This is a genomic window from Tumebacillus avium (assembly GCF_002162355.1).
Lineage (GTDB): Bacteria > Bacillota > Bacilli > Tumebacillales > Tumebacillaceae > Tumebacillus_A > Tumebacillus_A avium.
The window spans coordinates 3340001-3358626 of the sequence record NZ_CP021434.1 but is presented as its reverse complement, the minus strand read 5'-3'; the positions used below and the strand labels follow the sequence as shown (position 1 = coordinate 3358626).

At 58.4% G+C, this 18626-nt stretch carries 18 protein-coding genes (1 of these 18 cut by a window edge); 1 reads left to right on the top strand and 17 read right to left on the bottom strand.

The window, feature by feature from the left end:
- Positions 1-23: 23 nt before the first annotated feature.
- Complete coding sequence (gene abc-f, locus CBW65_RS16330; protein ID WP_198299637.1) at positions 24-1856, bottom strand: ribosomal protection-like ABC-F family protein; 1833 nt, start codon at positions 1854-1856, stop codon at positions 24-26.
- Positions 1857-2207: 351 nt separating this feature from the next.
- Entirely contained in the window at positions 2208-3017 is an 810-nt protein-coding gene (locus CBW65_RS16325) for an alpha/beta hydrolase (protein WP_087457710.1), read from the bottom strand.
- Between the two features lie 79 nt (positions 3018-3096).
- On the opposite strand from CBW65_RS16325, the gene CBW65_RS16320 reads away from it, so the two are divergent.
- Positions 3097-3306 carry a hypothetical protein gene (locus tag CBW65_RS16320; RefSeq protein ID WP_087457709.1) on the top strand — a complete coding sequence of 70 codons (210 nt, stop codon included), beginning with the start codon at positions 3097-3099 and terminating at the stop codon, positions 3304-3306.
- A 124-nt stretch (positions 3307-3430) separates the two neighbouring features.
- Here the strand turns inward: CBW65_RS16320 and CBW65_RS16315 are convergent, their stop codons facing one another.
- The 15 genes from CBW65_RS16315 to CBW65_RS16245 form a co-directional block, all read right to left on the bottom strand.
- Complete coding sequence (locus CBW65_RS16315; RefSeq protein WP_087457708.1) at positions 3431-4114, bottom strand: Crp/Fnr family transcriptional regulator; 684 nt, start codon at positions 4112-4114, stop codon at positions 3431-3433.
- A 142-nt stretch (positions 4115-4256) separates the two neighbouring features.
- Entirely contained in the window at positions 4257-4523 is a 267-nt protein-coding gene (locus CBW65_RS16310; RefSeq protein ID WP_157721988.1) for a late competence development ComFB family protein, read from the bottom strand.
- 130 nt (positions 4524-4653) lie between these two features.
- Positions 4654-5283: an orotate phosphoribosyltransferase gene (pyrE, locus tag CBW65_RS16305; RefSeq protein WP_087457706.1), complete on the bottom strand. Its 630-nt coding sequence runs from the start codon at positions 5281-5283 to the stop codon at positions 4654-4656.
- Positions 5284-5309: 26 nt separating this feature from the next.
- Positions 5310-6032: an orotidine-5'-phosphate decarboxylase gene (gene pyrF, locus CBW65_RS16300; protein ID WP_087457705.1), complete on the bottom strand. Its 723-nt coding sequence runs from the start codon at positions 6030-6032 to the stop codon at positions 5310-5312.
- Positions 6029-6961 (bottom strand): dihydroorotate dehydrogenase, encoded by a 933-nt coding sequence (locus tag CBW65_RS16295; RefSeq protein ID WP_087457704.1) that lies wholly within the window; start codon positions 6959-6961, stop codon positions 6029-6031. Before CBW65_RS16295 ends, pyrF begins: the two co-directional genes overlap by 4 nt.
- Positions 6958-7728 (bottom strand): dihydroorotate dehydrogenase electron transfer subunit, encoded by a 771-nt coding sequence (locus CBW65_RS16290; protein ID WP_087457703.1) that lies wholly within the window; start codon positions 7726-7728, stop codon positions 6958-6960. The genes CBW65_RS16295 and CBW65_RS16290 overlap by 4 nt, the downstream gene beginning before the upstream one ends.
- A 19-nt stretch (positions 7729-7747) precedes the next feature.
- Positions 7748-10945, bottom strand: coding sequence for a carbamoyl-phosphate synthase large subunit (gene carB, locus CBW65_RS16285; protein ID WP_087457702.1), 3198 nt, complete (start codon positions 10943-10945; stop codon positions 7748-7750).
- 3 nt (positions 10946-10948) lie between these two features.
- Positions 10949-12031, bottom strand: a complete 1083-nt coding sequence (gene carA, locus CBW65_RS16280; protein ID WP_087457701.1) for a glutamine-hydrolyzing carbamoyl-phosphate synthase small subunit — start codon at positions 12029-12031, stop codon at positions 10949-10951.
- A 41-nt stretch (positions 12032-12072) separates the two neighbouring features.
- Entirely contained in the window at positions 12073-13359 is a 1287-nt protein-coding gene (locus CBW65_RS16275; protein WP_087457700.1) for a dihydroorotase, read from the bottom strand.
- A gap of 30 nt (positions 13360-13389) precedes the next feature.
- Positions 13390-14349, bottom strand: coding sequence for an aspartate carbamoyltransferase (gene pyrB, locus CBW65_RS16270; RefSeq protein WP_087457699.1), 960 nt, complete (start codon positions 14347-14349; stop codon positions 13390-13392).
- Positions 14350-14525: 176 nt separating this feature from the next.
- Positions 14526-15779, bottom strand: a complete 1254-nt coding sequence (uraA, locus tag CBW65_RS16265; RefSeq protein WP_087457698.1) for a uracil permease — start codon at positions 15777-15779, stop codon at positions 14526-14528.
- A gap of 146 nt (positions 15780-15925) precedes the next feature.
- On the bottom strand, positions 15926-16480 hold the full coding sequence (gene pyrR / locus CBW65_RS16260; RefSeq protein ID WP_198299636.1) for a bifunctional pyr operon transcriptional regulator/uracil phosphoribosyltransferase PyrR: 555 nt from the start codon (positions 16478-16480) through the stop codon (positions 15926-15928).
- A 239-nt stretch (positions 16481-16719) separates the two neighbouring features.
- Positions 16720-17700 (bottom strand): RluA family pseudouridine synthase, encoded by a 981-nt coding sequence (locus CBW65_RS16255; protein ID WP_087457697.1) that lies wholly within the window; start codon positions 17698-17700, stop codon positions 16720-16722.
- The gene (gene lspA, locus CBW65_RS16250) at positions 17700-18179 is read right to left on the bottom strand and encodes a signal peptidase II (RefSeq protein ID WP_232463347.1); all 480 of its coding nucleotides are present in this window, start codon (positions 18177-18179) and stop codon (positions 17700-17702) included. Before lspA ends, CBW65_RS16255 begins: the two co-directional genes overlap by 1 nt.
- Positions 18180-18332: 153 nt before the next feature.
- Positions 18333-18626: the 3' end of a TraR/DksA C4-type zinc finger protein gene (locus CBW65_RS16245; protein ID WP_087457696.1), read on the bottom strand. The gene runs 420 nt beyond the window's last position; 294 of the gene's 714 nt are visible here — the last part of the coding sequence; its start codon lies beyond the right edge, outside the window; its stop codon occupies positions 18333-18335.

Genomic DNA, 18626 nt, shown 5'->3' with positions numbered 1-18626 from the left:
AGCCTCCTCTACCTAAGATCTTATTACGACATGGCCCGCAACAGCCCCTGCACGGACGTCAACTGCACAGCCGCCCGTTCCCGCTCTTCCGGACGGGATTGCGGGTTGTCGAGCTTCTCCGCCAGACGCGACAGCTCCATCTGCAGAATCATCCGCCGCTCCTGGAGTGCCAGCTCTTCCGGCGTAAAGCGGCGGCGTTCCTGATGTTCCTGCCACGCCTGCCATCCGCCATCAAAATGGGTGACCTGCCCTGGTTGAAACAACAGCAGTTGTGTCGCCAGTCGCTGCACCATGTAGCGATCATGCGAGACGAGCAGCAGCGTGCCGGGGAAATTCTCCAAAGCCTGCTCCACCCGCTGACGGGCCGGGATGTCGAGGTAGTTGGTCGGCTCATCGAGCACCAGCACATTGGCGCCCGAGAAATACAGTTTCACAAACGCCACCCGGCATTTCTCGCCTTGGCTCAGCGTGCCGATCTTCTTAAACACCGCTTCCCCACGGAACAGAAACCCGGCCAGCACCGTTCGCGCTTCCGCCTGAGTCAGCGTGTCCAGTTCCAGCACTTCTTCCAAAATCGACTTCTCCGGGTCAAGCCGGTCCACTTCCTGCCCGAAATAGCCGATCTGCACCTGCGGGCTGACTTTCACCGTGCCCTCCATCGGAGCCAGATCGCCGGTCAGCACTTTTAACAGCGTGCTTTTCCCGATCCCGTTGGGCCCGACCAGCGCCATCCGCGCCCCGCGTTCCACAGCAAAATTTACCCCTGTGTACAAAGTCCGTTCGCCAAAGCGTACCGCCGCATTTTCCACCAGAAACAGCCGGTTGCCAAGCTTATCCCCGCTGTCGAACGAGAGCTGGATCGACTGCAGCTCTTTAGGCTGCTCCACTTTTTGCGCCTGCAGACGCTCTAACTGCTTCTCTTTGTTGCGCATGCGGCTGATGTGCCCTTTTGTCCGCTTTTTGCTGCCGCCCCCGGCGTTATGCGCCCGGATGTACCACTTTTTGTACATGCCGATCAGCTCTTCCAGATGCTGCATCTCCACCTGCTGCTTCTGATACTGTACCTGTTGCGTGCGGCGCTCCACTTCCTTCTGCTCCTGATACGCCGTATAGTTGCCGGGATACGAACCGATCCGCTGCGGGCTGAGTTCCAGAATGCGCGTCGCAATGCGATCCAGAAAATAGCGGTCATGCGAGACCGTCACCACCGTGCCCGCAAAAGAGCGGATGGCGTCTTCCAGCCAATCCATCGTCTCGGCATCCAAGTGGTTGGTCGGTTCATCGAGCAAAAGCACCTGCGGCTCCCCCAGCAAAAGTTTCGCCAACTGCGCCCGCGTCTTTTGCCCGCCGCTGGCCGCCTTCAGCTCCGTCTCCCAGACCTCGGCAGACAGCCCAACTTCCTGCAGCACCCGGTCCAGCTCACTGTCAAACGTATAACCGCCCTGCGCTTCAAAGCGCTCCTGCAGCGTTCCATAGCGTGAAACAAGCTCTTCCGCCATTATTTCCCGAGAAATATCTTTCGACATCTCTGTCTCAATCTGTCGCATTTCCCGTTCCACAGCCAGCAGTTCCGGCCTTGCCCCCCGCACAAATTCGCGCACCGTCTCACCGTCCTGCAGCTGGATCTGCTGCGTCAACAGCCCGATTCGCTTTGGGTCAATCTGCGGGTCCCAAACGATCGCCCCGGCGTCCGGCGCTTCCGTCCCGGTCAACATGTTCAGCAGCGTCGTTTTCCCCACTCCGTTTGGTCCCACGATCGCCACTTTTTCGCCCCAGGCGATCGAGGCTTCCAAATTCTCAAATACCGTACGCGTAACAAACATCTTTTTCAAACCAATCATCTTCACAACTAACATCGTGAATCCCTCCCAATCCGAAGGGCACCCACGCAAAAAAGCCGCAGTCAGCAAACGCGACCACGGCTTCCAACATTCGATCAATAAGTATCCATTCCCGCATGAGGAAATAAGAAAATAAGCCAACACATGCGAATGGCGCATCAATCGTTTGTCTACATGGGTCCACTTCGAGAGTCTTGTGAACAGGGCACACCTGTCCCGCTCTCGCAGCATAGAAGCCGCGTTTGAATTCTACTCACCTATTCATCTGGTGAACGTCGAATTGCAAACTTAGTAGATCATGTAGAATCTTGATGCCACCTTTCAGAAACTTGGGAATGTGTTACAACGTAAGTATATGCCAAGACATTAGGAGTTGGCAACCCATTCCAGCATCTCGCGGATAATTTCCTCCTGCTCCGGCTCATTAAACAGCTCATGATAGCAGTCCGGATACCAGACGAACTTGTTTTGTTCCCGCTCAGCCAGCGAGTGGAAAAACGGCTCGGCTTCCTCCGGCGCCACGATTTTGTCAGACCCGGCCTGCATCAGCAGGATCGGCACCGTGATTTTCCCCGCGTCCCGTTTCGCCAGTTCCATGGCGCGCTGGATTTCCGAGTACCAGCGCGCGCTGACCACGCCGCCGCAGAGCGGGTCCTGCTCATAGGCGGTGACAACTTCCGGGCTGCGCGTCAGGTACGACGTGCTGATCCCGCTTGGCATGCGCAGTTTCGGCAGGGCGCGGTCGAGCACCTTGGCGATCTGGCGCTTCCAGGCCGGGATCGCCACCGCCACGCGCAACAGCGGCGAGGAAAGCACCGCCCCGATGATCCGCTCATGCTTCGCTCCATACTCCTGCAAATAGCGCACCGCGACCAGACCGCCCATGCTGTGCCCGATCACCACCACGCGCCCGTCAGCGCCTGCCAACCGCTCCGCCTCGCGCACCCAGCCATCCACCGTCCCCAGGTACTCGTCGAAGCGGTCAATATGCCCGTGCAGCCCCTTCGACCGGCCAAATCCGGGCAGGTCGCCGGTGATGACGTCGATGCCGTTTTCGTTTAATGAATCAATCACATGCCGGTAGCGCGCACTGTGGTCCGATGCGCCGTGCAGGAGCACCGCAGCCAGCCCGACCGCACCTTTCGACCTGCTCATTTCCGTGTGTATCCCTTGCATCAATTTCGCCTCCCTCTGTTCTGCTTATTGTCCAACATCCATATACTCGCACCAAAATGGTCGGAAAGGGGGAGCAACCGTGGAAGACAGAATGTTTTACCTCATCCGGGACACAGTCGGGATCGCAGGAAACTTGGCAGAGCTGGTCGGCGTCATCTTCCTGTTCACCCAGTTCAGTCGACCTTCACCTTCACCCTCACAACCCAAAACCAAAGTCCCTGTCAAACGCCGCACCACCCGTCCCGCAGCCGCCCGCACCTATGAGATCCATTCCTACGATGCCCAATAGCCCATCAAACAGGCCGCCCGCTTCGTCCGGGCGGTTTCTTTCTGTGCTTCTACCAACCTATTTCGTCTCCCCCCATACCTTTCCTCTTCGCGAATAAAAAAGAGAGCGCTCTGCAGGCGCTCTCTTACTTCATCTCAGCCAACACCTTTTGGTCGACCAAAATAATATGGCGTTTCTTCACATCGATCCAGCCGTTCGCTTTGAACTCATTCAAAATCTTGCTGGTCGTCTCCCGCGTCGAACCGATCAAGGACGCGATGTCTTCATGCGTCAGCTTGATCCCGATTTGCACGCCGCCGTCGACGCGCTCACCGTGAATGTCGGCCAGCTTCAGCAGCAGGCGGGCCAGACGAGTCTGCACATCATAAAACACCAGGTGTTCGATCTGCTCCTGCGCTTCATTCAAGCGATGCTCGACGATCTGCGCCAGTTTCAGCGACACCGACGGATTTCGCATCGCAATTTTTTCAAATTCCTTTTTATCGATCGCGCAGATCTGCGCGTCATCCAGCACCTCGGCAAAATTGCGGCGCGGTTCATCCGCAAACAAAGCATTTTCGCCAAACACATCGCCCGGCTCCAAAATGACCAGCGTAAAGTGTTTGCCCGTCTCCGACAGACGCGAGATGCGCACGCGTCCCGATTTCAACATATATACCTGATTGCCCGGGTCATCCGGCGTGAAAATATATTCGCGCTTCGGAATCACATTTGGCTGACTGCCTCTCCCCAGCAGATCCAGTTCATCTTCAGTCAGATCTTTGAACAAGTCATATTGTCCGAGGTAGCAGATTGCACATTCGCTCATATTGAACTGCCCTCCCCATTTCGCCAGTGTTATCGAACCGTGTTACTTCCCTTTCTAAAGTAACACAGTTGCGTCAACGCCGCAATGAGAAAATCACGCAACTGATCAGAAAAAGACCGCCGTCAGCGATCTTTGGATTCCGTTACTCATGGGACGGTTTGGCCCCGACAATGCCCGCTGCACGGGCGACTTCCCGCAGCACATCCGCTTTCATCTGTTCATGCATCATCCGCGCCTGCACGATCACCCGGCCGCGTTCATGCGCCACATAGCGCGGCGGCAAGGCGTTGAGCGTGACGGCCAGGATGTCATTTCTGCAGATCTCGCACGTGCAGGCCAAGTTCAGGTTCTGCCACTGCTCCTGCAAAACATCTTCCACGATCTGTTCCATCAAATTGGTGACTTTCATCTCTGCGTCCCTCACTATACTGATGTTAAAATTCATCCCTGTCGCAATTAATACATTCTTCGCTTGCCTGCTGCTTCCTCCCCAAAACGCAAAAAAGACCCTGTCTTAGGGTCTCTTGCCACACGCTTGTTTAAAACTTCTCCGGCGCTTCTTTCCATTTTTTCAGCAGTTCGAGGTCTGCTTCCGACACATAGCCGGACTCCACCGCGATCGGCAGCAGAGCCGAATAGTTGGTCAGCGTGTCAAATTGGCATTTTGCAGCCGCAAAGTTGTCATACGCCTTTTGGAACTCATAGGTGAAGATCGCCGCCACGCCCAGCACTTCGCCGCCCGCTTCGCGCACAGCGGTGACGCCGTCCAGCACCGAGCCGCCCGTCGAGATCAGGTCTTCGATGATCACGACTTTTTGCCCGGCCTGCAGCGCGCCTTCCACCTGATTGCCTTTGCCGTGCTTTTTCGCCGAGGAGCGGATGTAGACCATCGGTTTGTTCAGCTTTTGCGCGACAAACGCTGCGTGCGCAATCCCGCCGGTCGCCATGCCCGCGATGATATCCGCGTCGCCGTATTTCTCCTTGATCAGCTCCGCAAATCCTTCCGCGATCAAGTCGCGCACTTCCGGATAAGACAGGGTCAGCCGGTTGTCACAGTAGATCGGCGAGCGCATCCCGGACGCCCAGATGAACGGATCGTTTGGGCGCAGGAACACCGCTTGAATGTCGAGCAAAGCTTTCGAGATTTTGTTCGCTGTCGTCGTGGTCATAATCTTACTCCCCCTCGAAATGTCTCTTACACTTCTTCCAAAATGCGCAAGGCTGCCGCTTTCGGGTCGGCCGCATGCGTGATCGCGCGCCCGATCACCAGATAGTGCGCGCCGGCCTGCAGAGCTTCCTTCGGCGTCATGATCCGCTTTTGATCATCGCTTGCTGCCCACGTCGGCCGAATGCCCGGGATCACCGTCACGAAGTCATCCCCGCAGGCGGTGCGGATCGCTTCGATCTCATGCCCCGAAGCTACCACGCCGTCCAAACCGGCCTGCTGCGCCAGTTTTGCATAGTGGATCACCGAACTTTGCACATCGCCCGGCACGCCGATCTCGGCGTTTAACATCTCCTGCGACGTCGAGGTCAGCTGCGTGACCCCGATCAGTTTCGGCACGAGGATGCCCATGCTCTCCGCCCGTTTGAGCGCCGCTTCCTTGGCGCGTTTCATCATCTCCACGCCGCCCGCGCAATGCACGTTAAACATGTACACGCCATGCTGCGTCACCGAGTCAGACGCCCCGGCCACCGTGTTCGGAATGTCATGAAACTTGCAGTCCATAAACACCTGAAAGCCCATCTCATGCAAACGGTGCAAGATCTGCGGCCCGCTGTTGAAAAAGAGCTGCAGGCCCACTTTCATCGTCTTGATCGTGTCGCCGAGCTGCTCCGCCATGCGCAGCGCATCGTCCATGTTGGCATAGTCGAGGGCAACAAAGATCCGTTCTTGCGGCCGAAGCTCCGTGTTCATCGCGCCAACTCCTTCCACGCCGCGCCTTGCAGATCGCGCACGCGCTCAACTCCGTTTTCCGCGCAGTACGCTTGGATCTCGTCGATGATCTCCGGGCAGGCCAGCGGGTTCACAAAATTCGCCGTGCCGACCGCCACCGCCGCAGCGCCAGCCATCATAAATTCGATCGCGTCTTCGCCGGTCATGATCCCGCCCATGCCGATCAGCGGAATCTGTACCGCTTGCGCCACCTGGTAGGTCATGCGCACGGCGACCGGTTTGACAGCCGGGCCGGACAAGCCGCCAATACCATTGGCGATCAAAGGGCGCTTCTTGTTCAGGTCGATCGACATGCCGACCAGCGTGTTGATCAGCGAGATCGCATCCGCTCCGGCATCTTCCACCGCTTTGGCCATCGCCACGATATCGGTCACGTTCGGAGACAGCTTGACGATCACCGGCACTTTCGAGACGCGCTTGATCTCACGTGTCACATGTGCCGCCTGCTCCGGATCGGTGCCGAATTGAATCCCGCCGCACTTCACGTTCGGGCAGGAGATGTTGACTTCCACCGCGTCTACATCCTGACTGTCCATCAGGCGCTCTGTGACCGCCACATAGTCTTCTACCGTGGTGCCGGCGACGTTAACGATGATCGGGATGTCATATTTGCGCAGGTGCGGCAGTTCCTCAGCGATGATTTTTTCCACGCCCGGATTCTGCAGCCCGATCGCATTTAACATCCCGCCCGGCGTTTCTGCCACACGCGGGGTCGGGTTGCCAAGGCGCGGTTCCAGCGTTGTCGCTTTTACGGTGATCGCGCCGAGCAGACTCAAGTCGTAAAAGTCGGCAAATTCCTTGCCAAACGCGAAGCAGCCAGACGCCGGCATCACCGGATTTTTCAGCTTCAGAGAGCCGATTTCAACAGAAAGATCGACGTTTGCTGTCATGACAAGACCACCTCCGGCGCCGGGAACACAGGCCCGTCTTTGCACACTTTCTTAAACCCAACGCTGCCGTCCTCCATCACACAGGAAGTGACGCAAGCCATGCAGGCGCCGATGCCGCAGCCCATGCGCTCTTCGAGCGACAGGTAGCCTTCGACTTTGCCTTTCATCTTCTCCTGTACCGCGCGCAGCATCGGCGTCGGTCCACAGGCGTAGAAGCGGTCGGCCGAGGCCAGCAGTTCATCGGTCATGTAATCGGTGACAAATCCCTGCTTGCCAAGCGTTCCGTCATTCGTCGCGACCAGCACTTCGCCAAACACATTCAGCTCTTCGATCAGAATCGCGACATTTTCGCTTTGGAAGCCAACGATCGTGGTCACGCGCACTCCTTGTCCGGTCAGCTGTTCGGCCAGCTCCAGCATCGGCGGCACACCGATCCCCCCGCCGACGAGCAGCGCATGTTGGTCGCCGGCATGCAGTTTGAAGCCTTTGCCCAGCGGTCCGAGCACATCGAGCGTGTCGCCCGGCTTTTTGGCCTGGAGCAGTTTGGTCCCTTTGCCGCCCACGCGGTAGGCGATGCCGATGCCTGCTTTGTCCCCCAGCACCTTGCAGAGCGAGATGGGCCGGCGGAGCAGATGATCCACTCCGTCGGTCACGCGGATGTGTAAAAATTGGCCTGGGGAAAAGTCGAGGTTCTCCGGCGCTTCAAACACCATCCACATCATGTTGCGGGCGATTTCTTTGTGTTCGAGAATCGTAAGCCGTGCCATGTGTCCCAGCCCCCTTTTGTTAGTTCTGTACGGCGCCAAGCGGTACGGTCGAGAAGCGGATCGACTGCAGGACGTCGAGCATCGCTTGCGCAGTATCGAGCGAGGTCAGGCACGGAATGCCGTGTTCCACCGATTCGCGGCGGATGCGGAAGCCGTCGCGGGACGTGTCCTTGCCGTGGGTCAACGTGTTGATGACCATGTCGGCTTTGCCTTGGCGCAGCAGGTCGACGAGGTTCGGCGAGCCTTCTGCGAGTTTCTTCACTTCGGTGACCGCCGTGATGCCTTTTTCCCGCAGCAGCGCGGCGGTGCCTTTGGTCGCCAGGAAACGGAAGCCGAGGTTTGCGTAGCCCTTGAGAATCGGCAGCGCCTCATCCTTGTCTTTGTCGGCGATCGTCGCGATGATCGTGCCATGCTCCGGGATGTCGATGCCGCCGGCGAGCAGGCCTTTGTAGAGCGCTTTGGCGAACGTGCGCTCCTGCCCCATCACTTCCCCGGTCGATTTCATCTCCGGGCCGAGCGTAACATCGACGCGGCGCAGTTTGGCGAAGGAGAAGACCGGCACTTTGACAGCGACCATGTCTTGCGGCTCCGGCCAGAGCCCGTTTTGGTAGCCTTGTTCCACCAGCGACTTGCCAAAGATGATCTGGGTCGCCACGTCGACCATCGGCACGCCGGTCACTTTCGAGAGGAACGGCACGGTGCGGGAGGAGCGCGGGTTGACTTCGATCACGTACACCTTGTCTTTGGAGACCACGTATTGGATGTTCAGCAGCCCTTTGACGTTCAGGGCGCGGGCGATTTTCGTCGTGTATTCGATGATCGTCTCTTTCAGGTGCGGGTACAGCTTCTGTGTCGGGTACACCGCGATCGAGTCACCGGAGTGTACGCCGGCGCGCTCGACGTGTTCCATGATGCCCGGGATCAGCACCGTCTCGCCGTCGGCGATGGCGTCGACTTCGATCTCAAGGCCGGTCAGGTAGCGGTCGACGAGCACCGGATGCTCAGAGTTGACTTTGACTGCATGTTTCATGTAGTGCAGCAGATCCTGCTCGGTGTAGACGATCTCCATCGCACGGCCGCCGAGGACGTAGGACGGGCGCACCACGACCGGATAGCCGGTTTCATTTGCTGCCTTGACTGCCGCTTCGACGGTGAAGACCGTCTTGCCTTGCGGGCGCGGAATGTCGAGGTCGGTCAGCAGCTGGTCAAATTTTTCACGGTCTTCGGCGCGGTCGATGTCTTCGAGCTGCGTGCCGAGGATTTTCACGCCGCGCTTGGCGAGAGGTGCGGCGAGGTTGATCGCCGTCTGACCGCCGAACTGGACGATGACACCTTCCGGCTGCTCGCGGTCGATGACGTGCATGACGTCTTCGATGTGCAGCGGTTCGAAGTACAGGCGGTCGGAGGTCGAGAAGTCGGTCGAGACCGTCTCCGGGTTGTTGTTGATGATGATCGACTCGTACCCTGCGTCTTTCAAGCCCCACACCGCGTGGACGGAGCAGTAGTCGAACTCAATGCCCTGGCCGATGCGGATCGGGCCGGAGCCGAGCACGACGACCTTCTTGTCGTTCGATTCGACCACTTCGTCTTCCGTCTCGTAAGCGGAGTAGTAGTACGGCGTTTCCGCGTCGAACTCAGCGGCGCAGGTGTCGACCATCTTGAACACCGGACGCAGGCCCAAGGCTTGGCGGGTGCCATACACTTCGTCTTCGGTCGTCTTGGCGTAGCGGGCGATCGTCGAGTCGGTGATGCTCCAGCGCTTCGCTTTGCGCAGGTTCTCTTCGGTCAGGCCGTCTTTTTCGATCGTCTGCAGGAGGCGGACGATGCCTTCCACTTTCACGAGGAACCATTCGTCGATCTTGGTCAGGTCGTGCAATTGCTCTACCGTGTAGTTGCGCTTAAATGCTTCGGCGAGCAGGAAGAGGCGTTCGTCGTCGGCGACGATGAGGCGTTTTTCCAGCGTTTCCTGATCGAGTTCTTCTGCGCCCGGCAGGTCGAGCGAGTCGAGGCCGATCTCCAGCGAGCGCACCGCTTTCATCAGCGAGGCTTCGAAGGAGCGCTCGATCGCCATGACTTCGCCGGTCGCTTTCATCTGGGTGCCGAGCACGCGCTTGGCGGAGACGAATTTGTCAAACGGCCAGCGCGGGATCTTGGTGACGATGTAGTCGAGCGCCGGCTCGAAGCAGGCGTAGGTCTGCTTGGTGACCGGGTTGACGATCTCGTCGAGGGTGTAGCCGATGGCGATCTTCGCCGCGATTTTCGCGATCGGGTAGCCGGTCGCTTTCGACGCCAGCGCCGAAGAGCGGGACACGCGCGGGTTCACTTCGATCAGGTAGTACTGGAAGGAGTCCGGGTCGAGCGCAAACTGCACGTTGCAGCCGCCTTCGATGCCCAGCGCACGGATGATTCTCAAGGCCGAGGTGCGGAGCATCTGGTACTCGTGGTCGGACAAGGTCTGCGAGGGTGCTACGACGATCGAGTCGCCGGTGTGGATGCCGACCGGGTCGAAGTTCTCCATGTTGCAGACCACGATGCAGTTGTCGTTCTTGTCGCGCATCACTTCGTATTCGACTTCTTTGAACCCTGCGATCGAGCGCTCCACGAGCACCTGCGAGATCGGAGAGAGCTGGAGGCCGAGGTTGACGATCTCTTCGTACTCCGCCCAGTCTTTGGCGATCCCGCCGCCGGTGCCGCCCAATGTGTAGGCCGGGCGGATGATGATCGGGAAGCCGATCTCTTCGGCGAACTGCTTCGCCCCTTCGTAGGTGTTGACGATCTCCGACTCCGGCACCGGTTCGCCAAGTTCGTGCATCAGCGAGCGGAACTCTTCGCGGTCTTCCGCCTGCTTGATCGAGGACAAGGCGGTGCCGAGCAGTTCGACGCCTTCCTGTTCCAGCACGCCCATCTCGTGGAGTTTGACCGCCATGTTCAGGCCGGTCTGGCCGCCGAGTGTAGCGAGCAGGCCGTCCGGTTTTTCCTGGCGGATGATCTGTGCCACAAATTCCGGGGTGAGCGGCTCGACGTAAACTTTGTCGGCCGTTTCGATGTCGGTCATGATCGTTGCCGGGTTGGAGTTGACCAGCACGACGCTGATCCCTTCTTCGCGCAGGGCGTGGCAGGCTTGGGTGCCCGCATAGTCAAACTCCGCAGCTTGTCCGATGACGATCGGACCGGAACCGATGACGAGAATTTTCTTGAGGTCTGTACGCAGCGGCATGGTTTATTTCCCCTCCCAGTGTGCTTCAATCAGCTCCATGAATCGGTCGAACAGGTAATCGGAGTCGTCAGGACCCGGACGCGCCTCCGGATGGTACTGGACGGAGAAGACCGGGTGCTCTGTGTGGCGCACGCCTTCTACCGAGCCGTCGTTTTGGTTGATATGGGTCAGTTCGAGGCCGGTGCCTTCCAGCGACTCCGCGACCACCACATAGCCATGGTTTTGCGAGGTGATGTAGCAGCGACCGTTGAGCAGGTCTTTGACCGGGTGGTTGGCGCCGCGATGGCCGAACTTCAGGCGGTCCGTCTTCGCGCCGCACGCCAGCGAGATCAGCTGGTGGCCCAGGCAGATGCCGAAGATCGGCACTTTGCCGATCAACCCACGCACCGTTTCGATGATGTCGTTCAGGTCGGCCGGGTCGCCAGGGCCGTTGGAGAGCATCACGCCGTGCGGTTTCCAGCCGAGAATCTCTTCGGCCGAAGTGTCGGCCGGCACGACCGTCACATCACAGCCGCGTGCAACGAGCGAGCGCAGCACGCCCGATTTCATCCCGAAGTCCATCGCGACGATGCGGCGGTTTTTGCCCGGGCTTCTGTAGGTTGATTTGGTGGTGACGCGGGCCACTTGGTCGCGCGGCAGGAGATGCGGCGTGTTCAGCTTCGCCACATATTCGTCCACCGTGCCGTCCAAAGTGGTGATCACGCCGCCCATCGTGCCTTTGACGCGGATCTTTTTGGTCAGCATGCGGGTGTCGATGCCTTGGATGCCGATGATGTTGTTTTTCTTCAGATAGCCATCGAGGCTGCCCATGTTGCGCCAGTTGCTCGGATGTTCCGACCACTCGCGCACCACAAAGCCGCGCACGTGCGGATGGTTCGACTCGATGTCATCGACGTTGACGCCGTAGTTGCCGATCAGCGGATAGGTCATCGTCACGATCTGTCCAAAATACGACGGGTCGGTCAGCACCTCTTGATAGCCGGTCATGCCGGTGTTAAACACAACTTCACCAAACGATTCGCCGTCTGCGCCAAACGCGGTGCCTTCAAACACCGTTCCGTCTTCCAAAATCAGCCTTGCTCGCATTCGCTTCTCCACCCTTCTTTTGTCCTCTAGCCTGAGTTGTTTTAGTTGCCTTGGTAGGTGATGCGTCCCTGGTTGATCGTCAGCACGCTCCAGCCTTTGACCTGTTTGCCGAGGAACGGCGTGTTGCGGCCTTTTGTCTTCAGTTCAGCCGCTGCGATTTCGCGCTCCGCTTCGAGGTCGACGATGGTCAGGTCGGCCACTTTGCCCGGTGCGAGGCTGCCACGGTCAATTTTGAACACGTTCGCCGGGTTGACGGTGAACTTTTGGACCAGTTCGTGCAGCGGCAGGTGACCGTTTTGCACAAGTTCGGTGTAGAGCAGCGGGAAGGCGATCTCCAGTCCGATAAAGCCAAACGGGGCGGTGGCAAAGGGCCGCGCTTTCTCCTCTGCGGTGTGCGGCGCATGGTCGGTCGCCACCATGTCGATCGTGCCGTCGAGCAGCCCTTGCAGGCAGGCCAGGCGGTCTTTTTCCGTGCGTAGCGGCGGGTTGACTTTCATGTTGGCGTCTTGGCCGTCCGTCTGGTCGATGATCGCTTCGGTCAGGAGCAGATGGTGCGGCGTGACTTCGGTCGTCACTTTCAAGCCGCGGCTTTTTGCCCAGCGCACCAGTTCGACCGATGCGGCGTCCGAGATGTGGCAGACGTGCAGGTGTGCTCCAGTGTCTTCGGCGAGCAGGATGTCGCGGGCGATCATCGCGCTTTCCGCCAAGCCGGGGATGCCCGGCAGACCGAGGCGTTTGGAGACAACGCCTTCGTTCATGCAGCCGTCTTTGGCGAGGTCTTCGTCTTCGGAGTGGATGACCACCGGCAGATCAAGCGCAGCGGCGACACGCATCGCTTCGCGCATCAGGGAGGAAGACTGCACGCCGACGCCGTCGTCGGTGATGCCAAGCGCGCCGGCCGCTTTCAGCCCGGCGATGTCGGTCAGTTCTTCACCGAGTTCGCCTTTGGTGATCGCGCCGTACGGGAGGACGGTGCAGGAGCCTTCCTTGGCGGTCGTCTCGTACACGTAGCGGATCAATTCCGGCGAGTCGATCACCGGACGGGTGTTCGGCATGCAAGCCACCGTGGTGAACCCGCCTCTTGCTGCTGCTGCCGTGCCGGTCTCGATCGTCTCTTTCGCTTCAAAGCCCGGCTGACGCAGATGCACGTGCATGTCGAGGAAGCCCGGCAGGATCACGTTGCCTTTCAAGTCGATCTCCTCGTGGCCGGCCGCGTCGATGCGCTCCGCCACCTCGGCGATGATCTCCCCTTCAATACGCAGTTCGCGTGCTTCCAGCTCGCCCGTTTCCAAGTTCAAGAGTCGTCCGTTTTTCAGTACCAGTCCCATCGTCATCCTCCTCTGTATGGTAAAGCTTGCTTAGCCCATCACTTTTGCCAAAGCTTCCAGTTCCGCTTCCGCCTGTTTGCCGCCCAGGCAGTAGGCGAGCAGCGCCATGCGGATGTAGACGCCGTTTTTCGCTTGGCGGAAGTACGCCGCGCGCGGGTCGGCATCCACTTCCGGCAGAATTTCGCCGGCGCGGGGCAGCGGGTGCATGATGATCGCGTTTTGTTTCATCAAGTTCAGCACGTTTTGGTCGATCACGTATTTGCCGGCCGCTTTCAAGTATTCTTCGCCGCTCGGGAAGCGCTCTTTTTGAATCCGCGTCATGTACAGCACGTCCACTTTTTCCGCCACTTGCTGCAGGTCGTTTTCTTCAAAGTAGGTGACGCCCTGCTCGTCGAGGTAGTCTTTGACCTTTTGCGGAATCGGGCAGTTGTCAGGCGATACGAAGTAGAGGGTCACGTTCTGGTAGCGGGAGAGCATGTAGGACAGGGAGTGCACCGTGCGCCCGTAGGTCAGGTCGCCAACCATCGCGATGTGCAGGCCGTCGATCTTGCCCAGTTCCTTTTGGATCGTGAACAGGTCGAGCAGGGACTGGGTCGGATGTTCGCCCGCGCCGTCGCCGGCGTTGATCACCGGCACGTCCGACACTTTCGCCGCGCGGGTCGCAGCGCCTACTTCGTTGTGGCGGAGCACGATCACATCGGCGTACGACGAGATCACCCGGATCGAATCTTCGAGCGTCTCCCCTTTGATCGCCGAGGAGAACTGAGCGGCATTTTCGGTGGAGATCACCGTGCCGCCTAAGCGCAGCATTGCCGACTCGAACGAGAGCCGGGTGCGCGTGCTGGGCTCGAAGAACAGAGCCGCCATGATCTTGCCGTTTAACACATTCGAGCCGCCGTTTGCAGCTGTATATTCCATGATGTCCGCCATGCGGAACAGATGGTCCAATTGGTTGCGGTCAAACTGATGAGCACTGAGCACGTGGTACATGTCGGCTACCTCCCGTTTCTTCTCACAAAAAGAGACTCCCGTTGCTTTGCATATCGCATTGGCAAGGGAGTCCCGCAGACAGAGTAAACTACACGTCCGATAGAACAGACCTTACCAATCTCTCGTATTGGTTTAAAGGTGCTGTGAAGGCACAGAACGTTTCTATTTTCACCTATTTACTTTTTTTGATGCTCCAGCGTATCGGTCTGTACTGCGCCGTCGTTGTTGATGTTTTTCGGCAGGATCAGGTTGAGCAGAATCCCGGCGAACGTGGCCAGCGCCATCCCTTCGATCGGCAGCTCGCCGATGTGGATCTTCGCACCGCCCACACCAAGCACGAGGATGACCGAGGAGATGATCAGGTTGCGCTTGTTGCCGTAGTTGATGCCGCTTTCGACCAGCATGCGCAGACCCGCCGAGGCGATGATCCCGAAGAGCAGGATCGAGATGCCGCCCATGACCGGCTCCGGAATCGACGAGATGACCGCGTTGATTTTGCCGATGAAGGCGAAGAGGATTGCGAACACCGCAGCGCCGCCGATCACCCAGACCGAGTAGACGCGGGTGATCGCCATCACCCCGATGTTTTCGCCGTACGTGGTGGACGGCGGACCGCCCAAGGCGCCTGCGATCGCCGTTGCGACGCCGTCGCCGAGCATCGAGCGGTGCAGACCCGGCTTTTGCATCAGGTTGCGGCCGACGATGTTTTCGGTGACCAGCAGGTGACCGATGTGTTCGGCGATGGTGACCAGCGCGACCGGGGCGATCAAGAGCGCTGCCGTCCAGGACACTTTCGGCGTTTGGAAGTCCGGCATGGAGAGCCAGCTTGCTTCCGCTACTTTCGTGAAATCAACCATGCCTTGCGTGACAGCGAAGATGTAGCCGCCGATGATGCCGAGCAGAACCGGGATCACCCCGAGGAACCCGCGGAAGAATGCGGAGGCAATGATCGCGATGATCAAGGCGACAAAAGCGACCGTCCAGTTTTTCGATGCCATGTTGACCGCCGTTCCAGCGAGGCCAAGCCCGATGACGATGACGATCGAGCCGACGACGACCGGGGGCAGCAGCTTGTTCAGCCAGCCGATGCCCGCCCCTTTGATGATCAAGGCGACGATGATGTACACGATCCCCGAGATCAAGCAGCCGAAGAGGGCGGCTTCCGGGCTTTCCGCTTTCGACACGGCGACGATCGGCGCGATGAAAGCGAAGGACGAGCCGAGGTAGCCCGGAATCATGCCTTTGGTCAGGAAGATGTAGATCAAAGTGCCGATGCCGCTCGTCAACAAGGCAATCGCCGGGTTCAACCCGGTCAGGAACGGCACCAGTACCGTCGCGCCAAACATGGCGAAGAGATGCTGCAGGCTAAGCGGAAGCGATTGTCCGAGCGGCAGGCGCTCATGTACATCGACAACTCGTTGTTGGCTCATGATGTTTACCCCCTAGATGACACACCCCTTGGTAACAAAAAACCTCTCCGCAGCGTTCGGGAGAGGGCGTGTTTGGGCAAGGCACAGCCAGGGTACAGCAAGGCCTGTCCAAAGCATCCCACTCTTTCGCGCCTCACGGGACCCGGTTAAAGAGTGTTTGCGTTTTCCATGATGATGACTTTATCTTCTTGTTCGGTTTCCGCCAGATTCACCGCCACCACTTCGTCGCGGGAGGTTGGAACGTTTTTGCCTACGTAATCGGGGCGGATCGGCAGTTCGCGGTGTCCGCGGTCAACCAACACAGCCAGTTGGATCTGCGTCGGCCGTCCGATATCGATCAGCGCATCCAGTGCGGCGCGGACGGTGCGGCCCGTAAAGAGCACATCGTCGACCAGCACCACTTTCTTGTCGGTGATGTCAAACGGGATCTCTGAGCCGTGCACCACCGCTTGTTCTGTCCGCTGCTTAAGATCGTCGCGGTACAAAGTGATGTCGAGCGTCCCGACCGGCACCTGCTGGTCCTCAAAGGACTGGATGCGGTCGGCGAGCCGTTTCGCGAGGTGTATGCCCCGCGTTTTGATGCCGATGATCACCAGATCTTCCGTCCCTTTGTTTTTCTCGACGATCTCATGGGCGATGCGTGTCAGAGCCCGGCGGATCGCTTCCGCATCGAGCAGCTGCGTTTTTTCGGTCAGGTCCATCGTGGCTCCTCCAGTCTCACACAGTTTGCTGATTGCTTATCTAGTGTCCCCTAGTCGACAAAAAAAGGCTTCTTCCCTGGATGGAAGAAGCCTCCTGCTTATACGTGCACAGTTGTTTACAGAGTACCGGAGATGCTCGCAAGCATCCGGCCTCTGCGCCGACTCCTTACCGACCTCACAGGATCAGTTTAAAGGACTTATTCAGTTCTATTGAAGAATAGCAATTTTTGCGAGACTCGTCAAGCCTGTTGTCGCAAAAAGTCGATCAGGCGCACCATTTCCTCAGGAATATCGGTCGTAAACTCCAGATACTCCTCCGTCCGCGGATGCACAAAGCCCAGCACTTGCGCATGCAGAGCTTGGCCGTCGATGATGTCGCCGAATTTGTTGCGCTTTTGGTTCCCGTATTTCGGGTCGCCGACCAGCGGATGCCCGATAAAGTCCATATGTACGCGAATCTGGTGCGTGCGGCCCGTCTCCAGCTTCAGCTCGACGACCGTATGCTTCTCCAGCCGCTCGATCACCTGGAAGTGTGTGACCGCTTCCCGGCCGCCTTCGCGGATCACCGCCATCTGCTGGCGATGCACGGGATGGCGTCCGATCGGCGCATCCACCGTGCCAAGGTCATGCTCAACAACGCCGTGTACGATGGCGATGTATTTGCGGGTCACGGAGTGCTCCTTGAGCTGTGCCGACAAGTGGCGGTGTGCGTGGTCATTTTTGGCTGCCATCAACAGCCCCGAAGTGTCCTTGTCGATGCGGTGCACGATGCCCGGACGCACTTCGCCGTTGATGCCGGACAAGTCTTTGCAGTGGAACAGCAGCGCGTTGACCAGCGTCCCGCTCGTATGTCCCGCCGCCGGATGCACGACCATGCCGCGCGCCTTGTTGACGACGATCACGTCTTTGTCCTCATACTGCACATCGAGCGGAATGTCTTCCGCCACCAGTTCCACTTCGGCCGGTTCGGGCAGGTCGAGCGTGATCACGTCGCCTGCGCGCACCTTGTAGTTCGACTTCGACTTGCTGCCGTTGACGAGGATCGCTTCCTCGTCGATCAGATCCTGCACCTGTGTGCGCGACAGTTCGCTCACCCAGCCGGTGAGCAGTTTGTCGATGCGCTCTCCCGCTTCCTCGCCGATCGTCCACGACATCGTGTCGCGTTCGGCCAGTTCTTCGTCCACCGTTTGTCCAAGTTCCGTTTGCACGTTCTCTTCCATCAGGCATCTCCCTCCCTGCGGATGTTCTTGCTCGCCTTCGCCCATTCCACCAGCATCGACAGAATCATCAAGCCGACACCTACGTTGATCGCCACGTCAGCGATGTTAAAAATCGCAAAGCTCATGAACTGCAGATCAAAAAAGTCGGTCACTGCGCCAAATACCACGCGGTCGATCGCATTGCCGATCGCGCCGCCGACGAGCAGCGCTACACCCGTCTCCATTAGCGGACGGCCTTTGAATTCGCCTTTGGAGCGGAAATAGATCACCCCGACGAGCACCGCAACCACGCTCAGAATGAAGAACCACTGCTGCCCTTCCAAAATCCCAAAAGCAGCGCCTGTGTTGCGGTGTGAAGTCAAATTGATGACGCCTTCCCACAGCGGAACCGACTCGGTCACTTCCATATTCGTGCGTATGTAATATTTCATCACTTGATCGAGGACCACCACAAGAGCGATCAGCAGATAAAACAGCATCTTGTCACCTCTAAAAGGCAAAAAAGCCCGTTTTTTGCTTGCCCATTGTAGCACATTCCCTTACTCTTTACCATGCTCCCCGCGCCCTCATTTCAAACAAAAATATTTTTCATACAAAAAAGCTCTGTGCCTGCTTGCGGCACAGAGCTTTTTTTAATAGCGTTCGTCAGCTTCTCTCCACGCCCGGCGATACGCATCGTTGCGGACGTATTGCGGTTCGGACACCGGATTGCCTTCGATGTCGGTGATCGTGAAGCCTTCGATGTCCTCGACGTAGCCCAGACGTTCGTCTGCGTGGAGGTAAAATTCGTTCGGGTGCAGGGCATCCGGGTTTTCATCGTTGGTAGCGGCCGTTCCGTAACGGGCCACGTCCTGCCAAGCGTCCTCCCCGTCATACCCGTTGTAGTCCTCATCGTTATGATCCATAAACGAGCGTCCAAAGCCAGG

Bases quoted from the DNA above. Each gene is read 5' to 3' on its own strand.
- CBW65_RS16255 (WP_087457697.1), bottom strand. From the start codon at position 17,700: ATGGAAGAGAACGTGCAAACGGAACTTGGACAAACGGTGGACGAAGAA.
- CBW65_RS16295 (WP_087457704.1), bottom strand. From the start codon at position 6,961: ATGACAGCAAACGTCGATCTTTCTGTTGAAATCGGCTCTCTGAAGCTG.
- abc-f (WP_198299637.1), bottom strand. From the start codon at position 1,856: ATGTTAGTTGTGAAGATGATTGGTTTGAAAAAGATGTTTGTTACGCGT.
- pyrR (WP_198299636.1), bottom strand. From the start codon at position 16,480: ATGGACCTGACCGAAAAAACGCAGCTGCTCGATGCGGAAGCGATCCGC.
- pyrB (WP_087457699.1), bottom strand. From the start codon at position 14,349: ATGTACCACGTGCTCAGTGCTCATCAGTTTGACCGCAACCAATTGGAC.
- CBW65_RS16310 (WP_157721988.1), bottom strand. From the start codon at position 4,523: ATGAAAGTCACCAATTTGATGGAACAGATCGTGGAAGATGTTTTGCAG.
- pyrE (WP_087457706.1), bottom strand. From the start codon at position 5,283: ATGACCACGACGACAGCGAACAAAATCTCGAAAGCTTTGCTCGACATT.
- CBW65_RS16325 (WP_087457710.1), bottom strand. From the start codon at position 3,017: ATGCAAGGGATACACACGGAAATGAGCAGGTCGAAAGGTGCGGTCGGG.
- lspA (WP_232463347.1), bottom strand. From the start codon at position 18,179: ATGCTGTTTTATCTGCTGATCGCTCTTGTGGTGGTCCTCGATCAAGTG.
- CBW65_RS16315 (WP_087457708.1), bottom strand. From the start codon at position 4,114: ATGAGCGAATGTGCAATCTGCTACCTCGGACAATATGACTTGTTCAAA.
- carB (WP_087457702.1), bottom strand. From the start codon at position 10,945: ATGCCGCTGCGTACAGACCTCAAGAAAATTCTCGTCATCGGTTCCGGT.
- uraA (WP_087457698.1), bottom strand. From the start codon at position 15,779: ATGAGCCAACAACGAGTTGTCGATGTACATGAGCGCCTGCCGCTCGGA.
- CBW65_RS16290 (WP_087457703.1), bottom strand. From the start codon at position 7,728: ATGGCACGGCTTACGATTCTCGAACACAAAGAAATCGCCCGCAACATG.
- pyrF (WP_087457705.1), bottom strand. From the start codon at position 6,032: ATGAACACGGAGCTTCGGCCGCAAGAACGGATCTTTGTTGCCCTCGAC.
- CBW65_RS16275 (WP_087457700.1), bottom strand. From the start codon at position 13,359: ATGGGACTGGTACTGAAAAACGGACGACTCTTGAACTTGGAAACGGGC.
- carA (WP_087457701.1), bottom strand. From the start codon at position 12,031: ATGCGAGCAAGGCTGATTTTGGAAGACGGAACGGTGTTTGAAGGCACC.